Origin of the sequence: Winslowiella toletana (assembly GCF_017875465.1) — a bacterium.
Lineage (GTDB): Bacteria > Pseudomonadota > Gammaproteobacteria > Enterobacterales > Enterobacteriaceae > Erwinia > Erwinia toletana.
Genome location: NZ_JAGGMQ010000001.1, coordinates 1837961 through 1858511, shown reverse-complemented (window position 1 = coordinate 1858511; position 20551 = coordinate 1837961). Strand labels below are relative to the sequence as shown.

3 protein-coding genes are annotated in these 20551 nt (G+C 51.7%); all 3 read right to left on the bottom strand.

The genetic code is table 11. From position 1 onward, the window contains the following. Positions 1 to 23: 23 nt before the first annotated feature. Positions 24 to 9332 carry a hypothetical protein gene (locus tag J2125_RS08595; RefSeq protein ID WP_017801475.1) on the bottom strand — a complete coding sequence of 3103 codons (9309 nt, stop codon included), beginning with the start codon at positions 9330 to 9332 and terminating at the stop codon, positions 24 to 26. Between the two features lie 71 nt (positions 9333 to 9403). Beyond that, positions 9404 to 18598, bottom strand: a complete 9195-nt coding sequence (locus J2125_RS08590) for a hypothetical protein (protein WP_017801474.1) — start codon at positions 18596 to 18598, stop codon at positions 9404 to 9406. 146 nt (positions 18599 to 18744) lie between these two features. Next, complete coding sequence (locus J2125_RS08585) at positions 18745 to 20496, bottom strand: sulfite reductase subunit alpha (RefSeq protein WP_017801473.1); 1752 nt, start codon at positions 20494 to 20496, stop codon at positions 18745 to 18747. Between the last annotated feature and the right edge of the window lie 55 nt (positions 20497 to 20551).

Here is a 20551-nt window from a genome sequence, read left to right as displayed (position 1 = left end):
AACGGGCCTGCTGGCCCGTTTTTTTATACCCCTACCAGATAGATTGTCTGCTGATCGTTGCCCGCTGTGGCGCTGTCCGCCGTGTGCAGAAACAGAAACCAGGCTTGTGACAGATCCTCGCTGGCGCGTGCCGGATACTGTTCGATAAAGCGGTCGCAGAGAAGCGCGAACAGCATTTCCACGTCAGTCATAATCAGTCGTGTCACCAGCAGGTCGCTGTCGAATAACTGGCGAAAAAATTGCGCATAACGCGGTTTATCCAGCTGCTCGGTGGCGCTTTCCTGCAGAAACTCAGTGGTATCCGCCGCGCGATAAAAGTTAACCTCTTCCTGGCTCCAGCTGGCGCTTTCGTGCTGGATAACCTGCTGTATGCTGCGCTGTAAACGCGATAAAAAGGCAGGCCCGGAAAATTCCGCCAGCGCCCAGGCGCTGGAGAGCCGCAGTTTCGCCCAGGCGACAAACGTCTGTGCGCTGTGTGGGTGGGCATTGATTCCCGCCAGACGCGTAGCGCCTTCCTGCTGCCCGGCTGGCTGTGGCGTTGTCAGCAGTAAATCTTCCTGCTGCTCCGCACTGAGCCGCCAGCCGGGCGCCATCCCCTCCACCTGATGCGACATCGGGTCGCCTTTCCCGGCGGAAAGAAACAGGCGCACCGGCCAGTGGTAATGTTGCGGGATAAGCGGTAAATCCTGAGCGGACACCTTAGGCCGCAGCAGAATAATCTGTTCGGCCTGATGCGGGGTTTGCCAGTAACCGCTGATGGGATGGCAAATCTGTCGCCACTGCCCGGCACAGCGGGAGATTTCCGCTGTGCGCCAGCGGGCGGCGGGTAAGCTTAACAACCGCTCCAGCAGCCGGTTATCCTGTGGCAGTGCGCTTGCCAGAGTATGCAGCTGATCCAGTGCCGGCTGCCAGTCGCGTTGCGCCAGCGGCGCGTCATCGCTGACGCGGATACAGGGCCAGGCGTGCTGAAAAATATCGGCGGTGACATGCAGCTGCAAATCGTAATAACTGAATAAATAGTCTTCCGCAAAGCACTGCCGTTGCAGGCGTATTTCCGGTTCAGTCACGTTAAATTGATGCCGGGGCTGCTGTTGAATAAATTTAAGCGCTGCCCCGACCTGCGCCAGAAGATTCAGGTTTTGCTTAATCCATGGTCGTAATGTGTCGGACATTGTCCGCAGAATCGCCTCTGACTCCAGCTGATCCAGCAATTTTTGCAGCAGGAATGTTTTCGCCTGCACCAGCATTAGCGCCTGCTGCCGCTCGCGGGGGGCGTACAGGTTAAATCCGCGCCAGTCAAACGGCTGAGATAACAACGCGCTGAGTGAAGTGTCCACCTCCTGCAGCGAGAGGCTGGCTTTTATCTCATGATCGAAGTCTCTGCCCAGGCTACGAAAATGCAGTTTGATATCAAACAGTTCATGTATGGCTTCCTGGTTTTCGCTGCAACGGAAAGGGATTACGCTCATGATGCCGCTGGCGCTGATTATCGCCGCCTGCCTGTTGCTTTGCGTGGTGGACAATTGCGCCATCAGGCGCTGCCGTTCATCGGTATTGAGTAATGCCTGGTAATCAGCAGTGTTCTGCTGAGCAAGGAAAGTCGTCAGGGTGGCGTTAAATTGCTCTGCCGTGCTCGCCAGTGGCCAGTGGCCGGGGATCACGGGGGAGAATTGCAGTCTGCCTTCCGCATCCAGCATGCGATAGCTGATACGCTGGCCGTTATTCTCACTGAATATAAACACCATTGAGCCGTCGCTGCGTTGCAGAACATTGGCGGCTGGCGTCATGGTGGTGGTGTTACTGGCGTCTTCCCCCCATTGCAGATAGGCCACGGGAGAAAGAATACCCTGTTTGATTAAGGTGCTGGCGGCGGGGGCGGAGATCAATCGCCAGCCTGGCTGCGGCGTGGCTATCCACTTGCCTTCCTGCGCCGGATCAACCTGACGGGCATCGAGAGAAAAAGCCTGATCGGGTGAAAGCTGGTTATCGGGCGCGGAAAAATCAACGCGGTAACCGCCATCGGGTAAGTCAGTCAGTATTACCGGTATCACTCGCTGCGGCACACCAGGATTAAAATAGTGACCACCATCTTCTGTGGTATAGATATCCGTTAATGTGCTGTGGCGAACAGCGCCCGCCGGCAGGGGTTGTAACGCGGGCATCGCTTGTTGCAGCTGCCAGGCCAGTGGAATGGCATAAGTAAAAAAATGCTCGGGGGAGAGGGTTGCGCTGCGCAACGCCTGTACATTTTGCACCAGCCAGTCAAACCGGGTTAATGCTGGCCAGATAGCTGCGCTGGCGGCGTCATCCGGCAGCAGATATAAGGTCTCGCGGTTGGCGGCAAGGCTGGCGTACAGTGTGCGTTTTTCTCCTGTCATCCAGCCCAGGTAGCAGAGGCCGCTAATGGGATCCCACCAGAAACCGCAGAAACCGTTTTCGGGCAAGCTGGCTAATGGCGTTGCGCCCTGCGCCTGGATAAGCGCTCTTAATTGCATCGTCAGTGTCGGCCAGAGGGTACTGGCGCCCAGTACGCGGGTAATGGCCTGGTTGAAGTGTGTAACCGCCGTCAGATTGGCAGGCTTACTCTGTTTTGGCTGCAACCAGTTGTCCAGCTCACGATGGGCCGCTATCAGCGTCATGCGCTCCGTCTGCTGCTGGATAAAAGGGTAATCATCCAGCTGGTCCCGCTCATAGAAAAACAGATGCTGGCTCAGCCAGTGGCTCAGCGCCGCTTTCTGTGTCGTAAAGGTAATTTCATCACGCGCGCGGGTCAGCAAGCTTAACTGCGTTTCGATCTCTGACTGTAACCATGTAAAGAGCGACGCTGCAGGGTCGAGAATCGGCGCTGCTCCGGCCTGAGAATCTGCGGTTAAGGTTAATCTGGCGGGTTCAGTAAAGTTGTGCGGGGTTTCCTTGATGCCGAAGCATAGGAGGGTCAACTCGCTATCCGACGGTGACTGCGCTAACTGGCGGAAGATGGGTGGCAGATATTGGGGATCGGCCAGTGGCAGTAATAAACCACGCTGGTTATCACTGGCGAAGGCCAGGCCGGCGACTTTACTGTTCTGCTCTGGTGCTGGCTGAAACAGATACCAGCGAGCCTGCAGTGTCCCTTGTTGCAAAAATTGTGAAAGACGCAGCTTATCGTCGAGCGAAAGTTGCTGTAACGCGATATGCAACAGGTCACGCTGATTTTGCAGCACATTTGCCACCAGTACACGCAGCTGGCTCGCCTGTTCAGGCGATAACGCCTCAAAAGTGAGATGTTTAAGGAACAGCGCCAGTAGCTGGTCGGCGTCGAGGCAGGAGAGGATACGCTTATGCATTTCCGCCGCGGTTTTCATATGAGGGGCCATGGTCCGCAGGGCATCCTGCGCCACCGCCCGTTGATCCGATGCGCTATGCCCGCAAAGCAATGCCGTTTGCTGAATGGCGGTGTCCTGTAAGGAGAGCAGACCGGCGTCATGCTGGGCGGCCCAGCTCAGGGTCAGTAATTCTTCGGCGGAGGTCGCTTTTACCTTCAGCTGACGGGCAATAATCGCACCGAGGCAGAGCCATTGCGAGGCAAGATCCTGCAAGGGCGCTTCAGCCAGCAGGGGTTCAATATTGCCGAGATAGTGTGAGAAAGAGAGCAGATGACGTAGTGTGGCGGTGATATAGCGCCGCAGCGCTTGTGACGTATCAGCATCAATATTTGTCAGATGAGCTGAAAATTGCCGATCAATATTGGCAACCTGCTCATCGATAAAACGCTTCTGCCACAACATGGACAGGGTGAATGCGGGGGCTGCGAGCCTGTTTTGTAAATGATGAAGGATAAAAAGGTATAGCTTCGGCGCATCAGGGGCGGCTATCTGTAACATATCACTTAATAACTGCAGGACGGGATAGTTATCCGGGGTGCTAAGCTGCGGCAAATAGTGGCTCAATAGCCGGTGCTGATAGTCGACAATATTGCCCTCTGTATCAATCACACTGTTAATCAGCGCAATGGCATCACTCAGCACCGTGCGCCTTGTCAGAGGACGAACATCCAGTACATCACCTTGTAAGCGCTGATGAAAAGGCAGCCCCGCGTCACGTCGAAAGGTATTCTGTAAAATGTTCAGCTGCTGCTGATACAACGTATGGTTATTGAGATGAACTGCCGGGTATCTTACCGGCAGGATAATACTCTCTTCCAGGCTCGGACTGTCTAATGGCGTCAGCGGCCACGGGGGCGACGCACTATACGGCTGGCGCCTGGCGCGGTGCCGGGCATCGGAGGTAAAGTCGCTGGCCAGAAAGGTAAACCAGTCGCCGTGCTCTAAAAGATAAATCTGGCAAAAAAACATGCCCGGATAACGGGCGCAGCCGCTTTCCAGCGCAGTTTTGACCTCCTCGATAAATAACGGGTTAACCACACCCTGACTGACAATTTCTGGCGGGATATCTGCATTGGCTTGTCGCTGCTGCCAGGACTGGCGTAATTTCTTCGCTGCATGCGCTAACACCGGCATGATATTTTCGTAGCGCATTTCCGGAAACAGATAGCTCTGCAGTGCGGCCAGCCAGGCGGCCTGCGCTGCTTTGGCATCCCATTGTTCCACGCGAAAATTCGCCAGGGCTTTCGCACTGTATTCAATGCGAGCGAATGACTGATAAATATCGCTAATATCCTGTGCCACATGTAGCCAGTTATGGGTGAAGTCGGCAAGGGAAGGGAGTGTGGCGGCCGGGTGATACTGCCGGTAGTGTTCACTACGGCTCAGGAAGGTGTCAACATTCGGGCTGAAAAGGGTAATATTGGCGGGATTACTGTCGGCCACTTGTTTACTGTAAGAGAGAAATTGATTAATGACGGTGGCCTGAAATTTCTGTTGCGTCGCAGATCGATACGCGCCATAGAGGGCAAACTTTTTCATCTCATAGGAGAGGTTCTGCTGGATAAGCTCCAGATTATGTTGCCTCTCTTCCGGGTTTTCGCTCATTTCCAATAACAGTGAGGCGATATCCTCTTTCATCAGAAAATACTGAATCATAAAAAGATAATTTAACTCAATACCATGAATATTGCTCTCCAGCACCGCCTCAATCGTATTAATGCACTTGCCGACCAGGATGCTTTGATCAGCCTGCATAGCAAACGGAGGATTGATACAAGGGGGGCAGGGGGGAGTAAGATAATCTTCAAGGTAGTTAATGATCATTTCTTCATTAATGTTAGCATCATTTTTATAATAATCTTGCTGTGACAATACGGCGCTGATATAAAATCGGACAGAAAATGTTAACGAAATAAAAATAAACATCGCCATCTGGTTATGATTATCAGCGATCAGCCAGCCTGAATTTTCGGCGGCAGCAGTTACGAGTTCTGGTGAAGGGTCACGTAATGCGGTAAAAAAAAGTTGCTGGTAAAGTGTGGCGTTGGTCCGGCGCAAATCAAAAATATCAAAAATAATATTATCCGAGGGCTTCGTGTCAGAGTAGCAGGTTGCATTATGTTGTGATGGCGGAAACGGGATGTCACTCTTATCACCCGCTAACAAAGCTGACTGTGGATTACTCCACGGAACAGCATCCAGGCTTTCTTTTAAACGCCGGTTAACGTTTTTTAACTCTTTTTTAACAATATTAATCCCCCATGGGATGCTCGCGAGTAATAAATTACCGCCAGGTTTCAGGGACAGTACAGGAAAAGCGATAAAAACCGGAATCGAAGCAATGTTACCGATGGAGAGGTGAATTTCATTACGTAAATGAGTTATTTCTTTATCAAGTGCTTCCAGTTTGATGTTGGCCTGATTAATTTCAGCCGCAAGTCGGTCAGCATAGCCTGAGGAAGAGGGCTGGGTCAGGGATTCCATGATTTTTTTATCCAGCAGGGTTAACTCGCTTTTTTTTATCCAGCGGGTAGTATAGGATTTTTTAAGATCATTAAGCAGTGAAGAGAGTGTTTTTTTTACCCCATACCCCCAATAAAAATCTGCGGCGCAGATAGTGGCCTGGAAGAGCGGGATCGCGACGGATGGTGGCCTGTCATCTTCCCGGGAAATCAGGTAATCGCGAAAAAACTCATAACAGCTATGATACGGAAGTAACGCCAGAAATTGTGGAAGTTTATCTCCGGTACTTTCCTTTTCTGTTGGTGTAGGATTATGGTATTTTTGCTTTAAATCCATCAGGAATTTTTGTCGGTTTGCTATTACTTCCTCTTTTAATGCCTTCAGGGGCGAAGTGTTTTTATCGCCGAGACGCCTTTCCCGATAAGATAGCAATATCTCTTCAGGGTTTCGGGTGGCAACACAAAGTTTTCCCTTATAATATTGATAATACGCCATAATAATATGGCCTAATCTGTCCGATGGCTTAATGGTCGTTGCAGGATCTTTCACTTCTTCGCAGGGATCAAAAAAAGGCCGTTCATCCATAAAAATATAATTTTCATTCAACAGAGCATTATCAAGGTGGTAGATATATTCTTTTCTATCAATCGGTAATCGACGAACCGGGAATTGTCTGAAATGTATGCGGCTGGATTCAATATTAATAATAAAGAAGTGTTTCTTTTTGGTTCGTCGGTTATAGCCCATAAATATTTTGCCAAGCTCATGATAAGGGCGATTATGATAGGCAATATGTTTGCTGATGCTGGGTTTGGTTCTGAATAAATTTGGCAGGAAGGCATTACGTAATGCTTTATATCGCTTCACTTTCACGTCTATCGCATAAATTTCCGTATCAGTCTGGTTAAGAAAGTGTGCATCTTCTTCCGCCATAATACTAAATGCGGTTTCGACAATATCACGATACAGGCTACAATGCTCTTTAACCATCTCCTCATACGCCTGATCAAATTTCTGGTATAGCTCCTTTCGGTTGGGGTGTTTTTTTAAGTTAAATGTTTTTTTGCCAGGATCGTAAACACGTAATTGCTCAGGTATATGTCGTGGCAGAAAATGGTATAGCTCAGTAAAGCCATCATTCATATGGCGGATGATTTCGCCAAAGCTTTTACATCCGGCGATGATGCGGATTTCCTTCTCAATCCGCCCCTGCGTTTTTATTCTGAGCAACAGGGTGTTAAAGTTCTTTGGTGCGTGGATATCAATGCCGGGATAGGCATACTCAATAATTTCATCAAAAGTGACAAATTGCAAAGATTCCAGCTTGATCTCTTGCTGATGATAATAATGTATTTTTTCATTATTTTCTTTATAGATCTCTTCAAGGTAGGCCCTGTCACTGGTGAAATTATAGCCGGTATAGCTGACTAAACGAGCGCCAACAAAGGCCTCGGCCCGCCCCTCGCTAAGCGCTGTAGAAAATTCCGTGTTGCTGATATATTGGTTGGTACGAAATTTTTTAATAATATAGAGCAACAGGTAATAACTATCGACAGAGGCAAAATTTTCGCCCCCTCTGCCGTTTCTTTCCAGCATAAGTAAGTCAGATACTACGTGAGATAACAGAAAATCTGATATTTTTTGCATATCTGACTGACTGTAGATACCCAGTGCGGTATATTTTTTAGCGCAATGCAACCGCAGATAATCAAGCGTTTCACTGACAGTTTTATTTCTTTTACCTTTAGTTAATGGTTTCCAGAGTTTGCTGACTTTACGTTGCAGGGTGACCAGGATGCTGTTGATATCTACCGGTTCGCGTTGGTCGCCTGGCGTGAAAAGCAATGCTAATATATTTAGCAGATGGGCATTCATTTCATTACGATGCGAGCTGGTGAAGAGAGTGATCTGCTCCTTTTCCAGCAATTGATCGGCGAGGGTAGAATTAATATTGCCATGATAGTCGAAGAGCTTGTCAAATAACTCTACCGCCAGTGATATACCGCTTTTATCTGACTGCAGAAGTTGCCTGATATTATTAGTTGTGTTGAAACAGATATTGCGCGTGGTCTGCAACGGATTAACCTCCGCCGCCGATGATTTCTGCGGGCGCGCCAGGCGATGACCCATATACAGCGACCCTACCGCCAGAGTAAGCCCTGTTGCCGCCAGCGCTATATGTGTCCGGCTAGGCCACCAGTGGTTCGGTACCGATGCGCCAGCCAGTACCGCTGCGGGGAGAAGAAAAGGGGTGGCCGCCCCCTCTGATGACGAACTGGCCTGCGCGCTGCCAGCGTTTGCTGCTGGCGCTGCGGCGCGATTGCCGGACATCCGTGGCACCACGCTTCTGTCTGCTGCAGGACAGATTGCCAGCTGCCCGGATAAAATTTGTTGCTCCATCTGCTGACAGGCGCGATATAAATCTGCGCTGTCAGGATTATCGTGTGTCTGTCGCTCCACGCGGTTTAGCAGCACCTCTTTGGGCAGACAACGAATCACTGCCCGGTTTAACGCTTTGCTGGCTTTATCCTCCTCATACTCTTTGCGATATGTTTGCTCGTACCATGTCTTTATCTGTTGCCGCTGTTGTTGTCGTTTATACAGGCGCTGAAAATCCTCACTGGTAGCAGACAGCCTGCAGAGACCCTCAATGATCCTGATGCCGTGGGTGAGCATATTTGCTGCTGGCAGTCTGACCTGCAGCCCGCCCACAAGGCGCAGCATGCAATACAAACCGAGGATCAGTGTCACGCCGCTGACCACGATGTCGCTGACGCCCGTCTCGTTGCACAACTGCTTCAGCGGCGCAATAACGCTGGCGTGCAGCTCTACCAGCAAGGTGGGCTGCGCAATATCATGGTATGCGCAGATGGCCAGTCCGCTGGAGAGCAGCGCGTACAGGCTCTTCAACAGACTTTCCGGCAATGAGACCTGATGTCTTTGCAGCCAGACGATCAACAGCTCTGGCAGACTGGACAGCATCGCCGCGGTGGACGTCGCACCGGCGGCAATATAGATAAGTTTATTGATCAGTTGCAGTCCGGCCATCAGACTTGCCTGGCAGACAATATCTTTCCCCCGGCCGCTACAGACCAGCACGGCGGCCAGCAGTTTACTGAGATCGGGGTGGATCACATGCAGCAGGTCGTAAGCAAAGGTGGTCTGGCTGAAGATATGAAGCTGATAATGGATGGCGTCCCGGACTTGTGATGCCAGGCTGCTTAATGATGGCCACTGCCGTTGAGCCGGTATCATCCATGGCTGGTCAGCCAGGGCATCGAAGAATTGATCGGCTTCACTTTCGCCCGGAAGCGCGGATTCGGGGCGCGGATTCAGCGGTTGCAGGCAGGCAGCCATGCGTTGCCGGTTTTGCTCGTCACCTGGCGAGGGGAGCGAGACATTGCGAATTTTTGCCACCGGCAGCGAACACAGGTCAGTACGATTCGGCTCAATCACTGCCGCTACCCTGCCGGTAGAGACCACAGTGGCGATGTCAGTTTTCATGCCGTCACTCCTCCTTGAGTAATAAGATATCGATGGCAAACCTCGCGATGTTGCAGGATTAATTGCCGACGTTACACGCCCACCAGATAGAGCTGCTGCTGGTTTTCCTCGTCTGTGCGCCGGGTAAAGGTCTGCTGGAAAAGAAACCAGGCTGCGGCGATCTCTTCTGTCGCCCGCTGCGGATATTGCGCGGCAAAATATTCACACAGCAGGCCAAACACCATCTCTTCATCGGTCATCACCAGCCTGATAACCAGCGACTCACTGTTGTAAAGCTGGCGAAAGAACGCGCCATAACGGCGCTTGTCCAGCTGTTCAGGCTGGTCTTCCTGCAGAAAAAGCTGGGTGTCCGCGGCGTGGTAAAAACGTTGTTCCTCAGTACTCCAGTGCGCTTGCTCATTCCCGATAACCTGCCGGATGCGGTTTTGCAGACGCAGGCAGAAAGAGGGGCCGGAAAATGCCGCCAGCGCCCACGGGCTGGAGAGGCGGAGTTTCACCCAGGCGGCAAACTTGCCAATGGTTTGCGGTTGCGCGCTGATGCCCGCCAGGCGCGGCGCAGGCTCCGGATGGCGTGCCGGCCCTACCGGCGTCAGCAGCAGATCTTCCTGTTGTTCAGCGGTAATTCTGCGCGCAGGTGCAATACCTGCGGTGTGATTGCTGGTGGGATCGCCGATGCCGGCGGCAAGGATCAGACGCACCGGCCAGTGGTGCCGCACTGGCATCAGCTCTGCATTTCCTGCCGTCGCTTGTGGACGCAGCATGATCAGCTGTTCAGCACGATGGCTGGATTGCCAGTAGCCTAATGCACCATCACAAATTTGCCGCCATGCTGCGGCGCGCTGCAAAGTTTCCGGGGTATGCCATTGTTGTGCCGACAGGGTCAGCAGCCGGTTCAGCACTTTTTCATCCGGCGGCAGCGCTGTCGCCAGACTATGTAACTGATCCAGTACGGGCTGCCAGGTGAGGCGTGACGCGGCTGGCCAGCTCTGATTGCGCAGGCAAGGCCAGGGCTGCGCGAACAGTTCGGGGGTAATATGGAGCTGCTGCTGGTAGTAACTGAAGAAGTTATTCTGTGCAAAACAGTGCCGCTGCAGGAGAAATGCGGCATCGTCGTTCGCTGGCAGGTCAGAGTGCTGTTTAATAAATTCAATGGCGCTTTTGGCCTGTTTCTGCAAAGTGATGGCTTGCTCAATTCCTTCCTGTAGCGCCCCGGAGAGGCTGTCCAGCATCGGGTCTTTTTTCAGCAGTGTCAGTGCCTTCTGCAGCATGGCGATCCTCACGGTGATAAATCTTTCCGCTGTGCGGCGCTCATCTTCGCGATAAAGATCAAATTCACGCCAGCTAAGTGGGTTCGACAGCAGTGAGGAGAGGGTAATATCTGTATCCTGCAACAATGTGCCCTGCTTCAGCTCGTTATCGAAATGTCTGCCTGACGAGCGTAAATACAACAGGACATCCATCAATTCTGACATGTCCAGCTGCGGACTGGTGGTGCGAAACGGGAACCAACCGATCGCCTTCGTTGCGGCGGTAAAAGCTGAGTGACGATGTTGCTGTAGTCCGGCAAGTTCGCGCTTCAGGCGCTCGCCTTCATCTGCTGGCAGCAACGGCCAGTAATCAGGTTCCAGTTGTGAAATAAAGGCTTCCAGCTGGGCATCGAACTGCTGCGCGCTGGTTGCCGTGCTGCTCTGTGGCCAGCTGAGCGGGATCTGCGGGGATCTGCACAACGTCCCCTGCGGATCAAGTACGCGGTAACTGATCCGCCGGTAATCATCCTCGCTAAAAATAAACACCATACTACCGTCACTGCCTTGTAAAACCGGGGCGGCGGGCGTCATGCTGGCGCAGTGCGTCGCGCCATCGCCCCATTGCAGATAGGCCACCGGCGAAAAATTGCCTGCGCGGATTAACTGGCTGGCGTTCTGTGCGGGCTGCAACTGCCAGCGTGATGACGCGGTAAGTGACCATGTATGTTGCCAGTCGGTGTTAAACGGTTGCGTTTCCAGGCTAAACCCCTGGTCGGGGGATGTGCGGTCAGCGGACGGGGTGTAGGCGATCCGCCAGCCACCGTGGGAAAAAGCGCTGGCGCTTACCGGCAATGCAGCACTGCCAGCGGCGGGGGAGAAATAATATTGCAGGTCTGACCCGCTGCCGCTGATATACAGTCTGGCGACGCCGGAAAACAGGGTTGGGATGGCATTGGGCGGCAGCGGCGGCGCATTGCTGATGGCGCTCTGCAACTGCCAGGCGAGCGGAACCGAATCATCAAAAAACGTCAGCGCGGATATCTCGCCGTGGCGCAGCGCCTGCAAGGAATAACTCAGCAAATCGGACGGATTTAGCGCCAGCCAGATGGCGGCGCTGGCGCTGTCATCCGGCAAGGGGTAGAGAGCCTGGCGGTTTTCCGCCAGGCTGACATACAGCATGCGTTCTTCGCCCTGCTTCCAGCCCAGATAACAGACGCGGCTTACCGGATCCCACCAGAATCCGGCGAAACCGTCAGCAGGGAGAGCAGATAATGGTGTCGGGCTATAGCGTTGCCCGCGCTCTTTTAATGCTGTGGTCAGGAAAGGCCAGCGGGTTTCGGCGCCCATCACATTGGTGATCGCCTGATTAAAGTCGGCGACAGGCGGTAAATCAGGCGCTCTGAGATGATGGGGTTGCTGCCACCCTGCCAAATCGACATGGCTGGCAATGGTCACCAGCTGGTGGGTTTGTTGCTGAATAAAGCGGTAATCATAGTTGTCATCACGATCATAGAAAAACAGATGCTGGCTAAGCCAGCGTTCCAGCTGTTTTTTCTGTTGCGTAAAAGCGGACTCGCTCTCTGTTCGCATTAGCGACGTACAGAGTTTGTCCATCTGTTGCTGCATCCACAGCGACAATGCCGTTGCCGGATCGGTGACGGACTGGTTACCGGCCAGGATGATCTGCACAGGCGCAGCCAGAGTGTGCGGCGTCTGCGTATCGGCAAAGCAGAGGCTGATAAGTTCATGCGCGTCAGCAGAGCGTGACAGCTGGCGGAAAATCAATGGGATAGAGTGCGGATCGCCCAGCGGCAGCACGATGCCTTGCTGCTGATAAGTGTGGAAGCCCAGTCCGGCGACACTGACGCTTTGCAGAGTATTACGCCACTCCGCATACCAGCTGACCTGCAGCTCCGCTTTTTGCAGGGCGTCCGCCAGCTGCATGCTGTCATCTGCGGGGAGTTGCTGTAACGCCAGCTGTAGCAGGTGATGCTGCTGCTGTGCGCTGGTTTTGATCATACTGCTTAACTGTTGCTGCTGTTCAGCAGAGAAGCCGGAAAAGGTCAGCAGATGCAGAAATCCGGCCAGCCATTGATTATGTCGCAGGCAGTTTTGCAGACGTTGCTGCAACTGCATGGCGCTTTGCACACTGGCGGCGATCAGCTGCAAAGCGTCGGTTGCCTGCTGCTGCTGGCCAGTGACGGGTTGCTGACCGCTAATTAGCGCTATCTGCTGGATGGCGGTTTCGCGTAACGAAAGCAGGCCGGCGTCATGCAGAGCTTCCCAGGTCAGATGTAAGAAATCGGCATCGGCAGTGGCGTTTAACCGCAACTGATGCGCAATAATGGCGCCAATGCACAACAGGCGGGACGAGAAATTCTGTAATGGCGCCGCCGTCAGCCGGGATTCGACATGATGCAGCCCGCGGGTAAAGGAGAGCAGATGTTGCAGGGTCGCGGTAATAAAGTGGCGTAATGCCTGTTCGGCAGGTTTATCAATATCGTCCAGCTGTGCAGTAAGCTGGCGATATATCGCCTGACTCTCACTGGCGACGAACTCCCGGGTTAACAGAATCGATAATTTGTGCGTTCCCCGGGCGAGTTTGTGCTGCAAATAATGGAAGATAAATTGATATAAGCCTGGCGTATCCGGTGTGGTGAGCTGAAAAATATCACTCAGCAACTGTAAGGGTGGAAAATCATCCGCAACATTCAGCGAGGGAAAATAGCGGGACAATACCATCACCTGATAATCGCGCAGGTTACCCTGTTCGTCGATCAGATGATTAATCAATGCCACGGCATCACGCCGGGTCAGCGCCTTTACCGGTAAAGCGTCCTGCCGGTAGATATTTAAACGCAGATGAAAAGGCTGCGAGGCAAAATGCACAAAGCTTTCCAGCGCCCACAGCTGAGATTTATCCAGCGGCAAAGCCACCGTTTCATTCAGCGCCTGATAATCGGGCTGGGCCAGCGGATAAGCGGAGTGAGGGCCATCAGTCTGACGCCTGGCGCGCACAGTATGACTGTCAGGCATATATTCGTTGGTCAGAAAGGTAAACCAGCGGCCATTATCCGTCAGCCAGACCCGGCAAAAGTAGAGCCGCGGATAGTGGCGGCAACTCTCGGTCAGCGCACGGCTGACATCGGCGATAAACAGGGGGTTGATCACGCCATTCTCGATAATTTCCAGTTTATCGCCTGCACCTGTTTGTCGTTGCTGCCAGTATTGCGCCAGGTATTTCCCCGCCTCAGAGAGAGCTGGCTGGAAATTTTCATAATGCATCTCCTCCAGCAACCAGGGCTGCATGGCGGCCCGCCAGGCGCTTTGTGCAGCGGTTCCCTCCCACTGATCGGGGGGATAATTAGCCAGTACTTTTGCGCTGTATTCAAGGCGCGCGAAAGATTGATACAGCGCAGAGAGATCGCGGGCGATTTGCAGCCAGTTGCGGGTGAAATCGTCGGCTGAAGAGAGAGTGGCGGCAGGGTGGTCGCGCCGATATTGTTCCCGGCGTTCGAGGAAGGTTTCCATATTGTGGCTAAACAGCATGATCGCATGCGGCTGACTGCTGACCGCTTGTTGGCAGTATTGGGCGAATTGCCCGACGGCTGCGGCATGAAATTTCATCTGCACTGACGAGAGGCTGGCGCCGTAGAGGGTAAACCTTTCAAGGTTGAAGTTGAGTTCCCGTTGCCAGCGGGTCAGCGCCGTCTGTCTGGCGGCTGGCGAGGCGCCCATTGCCTGCACCAGCGCGACGACATCTTCCCTCATCAGGAAAAATTGCAGCATAAACAGATAATTGGCCTCGATGGCCTGGATAGTGCCTTGCAAAGTATTGCTGACAATATCACTGGCTTGTTTAATTAACTGCTGCTGTGCATCCTGCAGCTCCACCGCTGGTTTAATATAAGGTCTTTCCTGCACATCATGGTAATAGCGCCACAGAGCCGCTTCGGTGACTTTAACGTCATTTTTATCTGTCTTAAAATAGTCCTCCATGGTTAATACCATATTGGTGTAATGGATTATCGGAATGGTCAGGGCGATAAAACAAAACATCGCCATCTGATTATAATTTTCCGGGAAAATCCAGCGGTGTTCCCTGGCAGTGGCAATTACCGCCTGTGGGTCACGGGTACGTAATGCGGTAAATAGCAGCTGCTGGTAAAGGGCTTTATCGTTATAAAACAGATTAAAAACATTGAGCGTTATATTTTCTGCCGATGTTTTGCCAGGTGTACAGGTCTGGTTAATAAGAGCGGGCTCCGGCAGAGTATAGAGTTCATGCTCAAACAGTTTATCGCCCAGCGGGTTTTGCCACTGGAACCCGAATCTGGTCTTTCTTTTATGCAATAACAGTTTCTTTGCCCCTGTTTTTATGGTGCCAACCGCCCAGGGAAAGATAGAGGCCAGATAGCCTTTTTTCGAACCGACTGCCAGGTAGGGAAAAGCGATTAACGGCGGAATAGCCGCTACGTCCTTAAGTAGCAGATTAATATCATCGCGTAGTGCAATGATTTCATCATCAATTTTTTCTATCTCGTCCCTGATGACGTTTATCTGGATTTGAAGTGAGTCTGAATAACTGCTTGCCACGGTCCTTTTTAGCGCGCTGTCGACTTTTATCGCCAGCTTCTGTATTTGTTGTTCTTTTAACAGCCGTGATACATATTTTTTCTTGATTGACTGCAATAATGCAGAGATTTTTTGTGAGAAACCCCGCATGCCGTAAATATCGCCGAAACAGATGAGTGCCTGTAGCGTCGGGATGATTGTGGAAGGTGGCGCATTATCTTCACGAGAAAAAATATAGTCGCGCGCCAGTTCATAACAATTATAGAGTGGCAGGGTCTGAATAAAATTATCCAGTGCGCTTCTGGCACTGTTTTTTTCAGTTTCGGTACTGTTTATGGCTGCTGTTTTCATATAGCTAAGGAAGTCCTCCCGGTTTTTACTGATCTCTTTTTTTAGCATTCTCATTGAGACGGAATTTTTATCTCCAAGCTGTCTCTCCTTAAAGATAACGATGTTTTTTCTCTCGGGCTGGAAGGTTACGCAAAGTTCATTTTTATATTTATGGTAGCGCTCAGTAAAAAAATGGCCGGTCTTCGACATATGACTATGTATTGTCGTGTTCGGTTCTTTGATTTCACTACAGGAATCAGTAAATGGCTGCTGATCGGTAAAAACAAAATTTTCATCCAGTACACTTTGTTCCAGGCCAGGAATCTCTTCAGTTTTATTTATCGGTAAGCGCCATATTGGCAACTGGCGAAAATGCGAACGGATATATTCAATTTGTAGCAAATAATAGCGTTTTTCCCGCGTTTTTGGGTTCCAGGCAATAAAGAAATTACCCACTTTGTAGTGGGGGCGGACATTATAGAGCACTTTCTCTCTTATTGCCGGGCGCAGGCGAAAGAATTTCGGATAGAAAAAATAGTGAAAATAACTTAGCCTTTTGAATTCGAAGTCTATCGCGATAAAACAGGTGTCACTGTGATGAAGAAAGTCAAAGTCATCTTCTGGTAGGTTCATAAACGCTTTGTCGACAATATCATTGTAGAGAGAAAGATGTTTTTCGCACATATCCTGATAAGACTTTTCAAACTCATGATATAATTCTGCGCGGGTAGGATGTTTTTTTAGTGAGAATGATTTTCGCTTGCCGCTTATATTATAGTCTCGTAGTGTTTCAGGTGTTTTTTGCGGTAGCAGCTGATGCAACAGGGTAAAGCCATCGTCTAAATTGCGGATAAGATCGCGAAAACTTGTGCAGTCAATTAATATTTTCGTGTGATTATCCATATGTCCTTCGGTTCTGACCAATAGTGACAGGATGTTAAAGTTCTGTTTAGCGTCGATATCAATTTCGGGATAGAATTTCTTTATAATATCATCCAGCGTGATAATCGGAAGTTTTGCCAGTTCTTTGTCTTGTTTGTGATAGGCTGCCGCATTCCTGTTAATTGCATCATATTCTTCTTTCAGTTCTTCAACCACTTCCGGCGCCGAGATGTTTTGGTTGTCATAACTACGTAAACCGGAAATAAAAAAGCCATCAATAAATCCTTCCCTGAGTGCTGTGATTAAGCTTTCACCGCTGAAATCACGGTTTTCCAGCAGTTTTCTGCCAATGTAGTTCCACAGGTAATAGCCATTTTTAGATATCAAGGGTTCATGGCTTCTGCCATTTTTCTCCATGAAAAGTAAATTTGGCACGATCTGCGATAAAATAAATTCGGTGATCTTGCCCATGCCGAACCGGCTATGAATGCCTCTGACTAAGTATTCTTTCGCACACTCTTTGCGTAAATCATTAAGAATGTTTTTTATCGCATCATTTTTCTTTTCTACGACAAATTTATACCAGGTGGAAATATAACCAGCATGTATTTTAAGAATGATATTGTCGACTTCTTCCGGGGTATTTCTGTTTTCACCACTCAACAAATAAGATAATATAATGACCAGTTGATCATTCATATTATGGTAATCAATGCTTCTGAAACTGGTAATGTTTAAGCTGTCCAGCAACAGATCGGCACGGACTAAATTAAGATTGTTTTTCTCATCGAAGAGCCAGCTAAATAATTCCACCGCCAGCGTCGCTCCCGTGTTGTCGGAAGCGAGAAAGCGCTTGATGACGTTAATCATATTGATACAAACATTTGTTTTATCTGCTTCTGCTTCTGGCTCAGGCGCCTGACGAAGATAACGCATACCCGCGACGCTCGCCAGGGTGATACCGGTCGTGGCAAGCGATAGCGCCGTGCGCCCCTTCCACCATGAAGGCGAAGCCGCTGCGCCAGCGATAACAGCGCCGGAAACCAGCAGCGGCACGGACGCAGACGCGCCTTCTGACGCTGCGCTTAAAAGAGTATCTTCCGTTATTGCCGTTGCCGACGGCTTGCGTTCTGCGTGCGTCAGTGGCCGGATATCTCTGCCATCCTGCGGGCATACTGACAGCTGCTGATTTAAAATATGCTGCTCAGTCTGCTGATAAGCCTGATGAAACTGCTCACTGTTATCATTCTGCCGCAAAACCTCTTTCGGCAGACAGCGTAGCACCGCGCGCTCTAAGGCCTTCTCCGCCTGATATTCCCGATAAGGTTTGCCATGAGTGAGCTGATACCAGCTTTTAATCTGTCGCTGCGGGCGTGCGAGGCTGTACAGCCGCTGATAATCCTGGCTTTTTGCAGAGAGCGCCCACAGGCCCTGGATTATCCTGGCGCCGTGCGTCAGGATATTCGCTTGCGGGATCCTGTCGGCTGATCCACCGCTTAGCCGCAACATGGCGTACAGGCCGACGATTAATGTAATGCCGGTGGTAACCAGTGTCGTAAAGCCACTCTCCGCGCAGAGCTGCGTCACCGGAGCAATCACCTGCTCATGCAGGCTTAGCAGCCAGCCGGGTTGCGTAATATCTGCTGCGGCGCAAAGCGCCAGCCCGCTGCTGAGCAGAATTAAACAGCTGTCAGTCAGGCTTTCGCTGAGTGACAGATGATGTCGCTGTAGCCAGACCAGCAGCAACCCCGGCAGACTGGAGAGAATGGCCGCGGTTGAGCTCGCGCCGGCGACGGTGTGGATCAGCTGGTTAATCAGCTCCATACCACCGAGATATCCCGCCAGCGAGAGCAACTCTTTCCCCGGGTGGCTGCAAATCAGCACCGCCGCCAGCAGCTTACTAAGATCGGCTGGCATCATATGCAGCAGACTTGCGGCAACGGCTGTGCGGCTGAGCCGGTTCAGCTGATGGTGGATCGCCTCTTTAACCAGCGTGCTTAGCGCGCTAAATGATGGCCAGCCGGATGAGGTTTGGTGAGTTTCAAGGGCATCAAAAAACAGCTCGCCATCGCTGCATACAGGATGGCGGGTGTAGCGGGAGTCGCCAGGCGCGAGATGTTGCACATTCAGAATATTGCTGACCGGCAGCGGGCATGTCGCTGCTGTGGGGGGGATGTCGGCAGACCGCGCGGCAGAGGCGACCGTCGGCGTAATCGTAATGTTGTTATCCATAACAACTCAATTCCTTAAAAGAATGATATCCGTAAGTAATTAAGTGTAGTGGTGGGTGGGGAGTGCGCCAGGCAGGGGGGAAGATTTCAATTATAAAAAAAGCGGCATTTTTGCCGCTTTTCATCAGAATTACTTTTTACGCAGCATTAATAGACATCGCGCAGATAGCGCTTCTCTTTCTTCAGTTTATCCACATACTCAGCAGCGCCTTCTTCTGACAGGCCGCCATGCTGGGTAATCACCTGATACAGCGCCTTATCGACATCTTTCGCCATGCGTGAGGCATCGCCACAAACATAGAAGTAAGCGCCTTCCTGCAGCCAGGCGTACAGTTCTGCGCCTTGCTCCAGCATCCGGTTCTGCACATAGATTTTTTCCGCCTGATCGCGTGAGAACGCCAGATCCAGCCGCGTCAGCAGGCCGCTCTGCTGCCATTCCGCCAGCTCATCCTGATAGACGTAATCATGTTCCTGATGCTGATCGCCAAAGAACAGCCAGTTCTTGCCTTTTGCTTCACAGGCCTGACGCTCCTGCAAGAAGGCGCGGAACGGTGCGATGCCGGTTCCCGGACCGACCATAATCAGTGGCGCGTCGCCATTCGCGGGCACGCGGAAGGCTTTGTTCGGTGAAATAAAGATCGCTGGCTTCTCACCGCGTCCGACACGTTCGGCCAGATAGGTGGAACAGACGCCGTTACGCGCACGGCCGGTGCTGTGATAGCGCACCGAAGCAATCGTCAGATGCACCTGGTTTGGATGCGCTTTCTGGCTGGAAGAGATCGAGTACGCACGATGCTGCAACGGACGCAGCAGCGCCACGAACTCAGTGACGCTCAGCGAACGCGTCAGATCCAGTTGCAGCAGGTCGAGGGTGTCTTTGCCCCACAACCAGATACCCATGGTGTCTTTATCATCATGCTGCAGGATATGACGCAGTTCCTGGTTAGTGGTGTTCTGGCCGACCCAGTCGATCAATTTACGTGATGGCTCAGAAATTTCAAACTGGTAAGTCAGCAGATCGCCCAGCGAACGGTCGAAGCCGGGGACCGGCGTATCATAATCAGACTTCAGCTGGGTCAGCAGCAACTTAACCAGCGTCGGATCGTTGACCGGGAATACGCCCAGCGCATCACCCACTTCATATTTAAGGCCGCTGTCGGTCAGATCAAATTCAAAGTGGCGAATATCTTTCCCGGAGTCGGGACCAGAAAGACGCTTATTGGTCACCAGCGCAGCGGCATACGGGTTCTGCTTGTTGCTGCCCGGGATCACCGGCGCTTCGGGCAGGTTATCCAGCGCGGCGCCGGTGCTGCCGGCACTGGCGGCAAACAGCGGCATTGAACCGGCGATCCATGTATCAGATGGCTCTTCGTAGTCGATATCACAATCAATACGATCGGTAACGCGTTTGGCGCCCAGCTGCTCAAGACGCATATCAAAGAATTTGCCTGCCTGACAGAAACCATCGTAACCGGTATCGCCAATCGCCAGCACCGCGAAGTGCATCTGCTCCAGACGCGGCGCCGTGCTGGCGGAAATTGCCTGCCAGAATAACTGCGCGTTATCCGGCATCTCGCCTTCGCCATAGGTGGAGGTGATAATCAGCACATGACGCATGGTGGCGAACACATCAATATCGACTTCACCCAGCCCCTGCACCACCGGCACCAGACCCTTCGCACGCGCCGCTTTGGCCGCGCTTTGTGCTAAGGCTTCAGCATTACCGGTCTGTGAGCCAAACAGAATATGCAACTGAGTGGTCGCCGCAGCGCCACTGGCGACCTGCGGCTTATCTTCCAGCACCAGCAGGCGCGAATGTAGCCCGGCAAGGAAACCCGCCAGCCAATATTTCTGCTCACCATTAAATGGCGCATCTTCAGGAATATAAGGAATTTTCATCGGTTTTATCTGCTCAATCCCGTTTTATCGTGTTCTGTAAAAATTCGCATTCAAA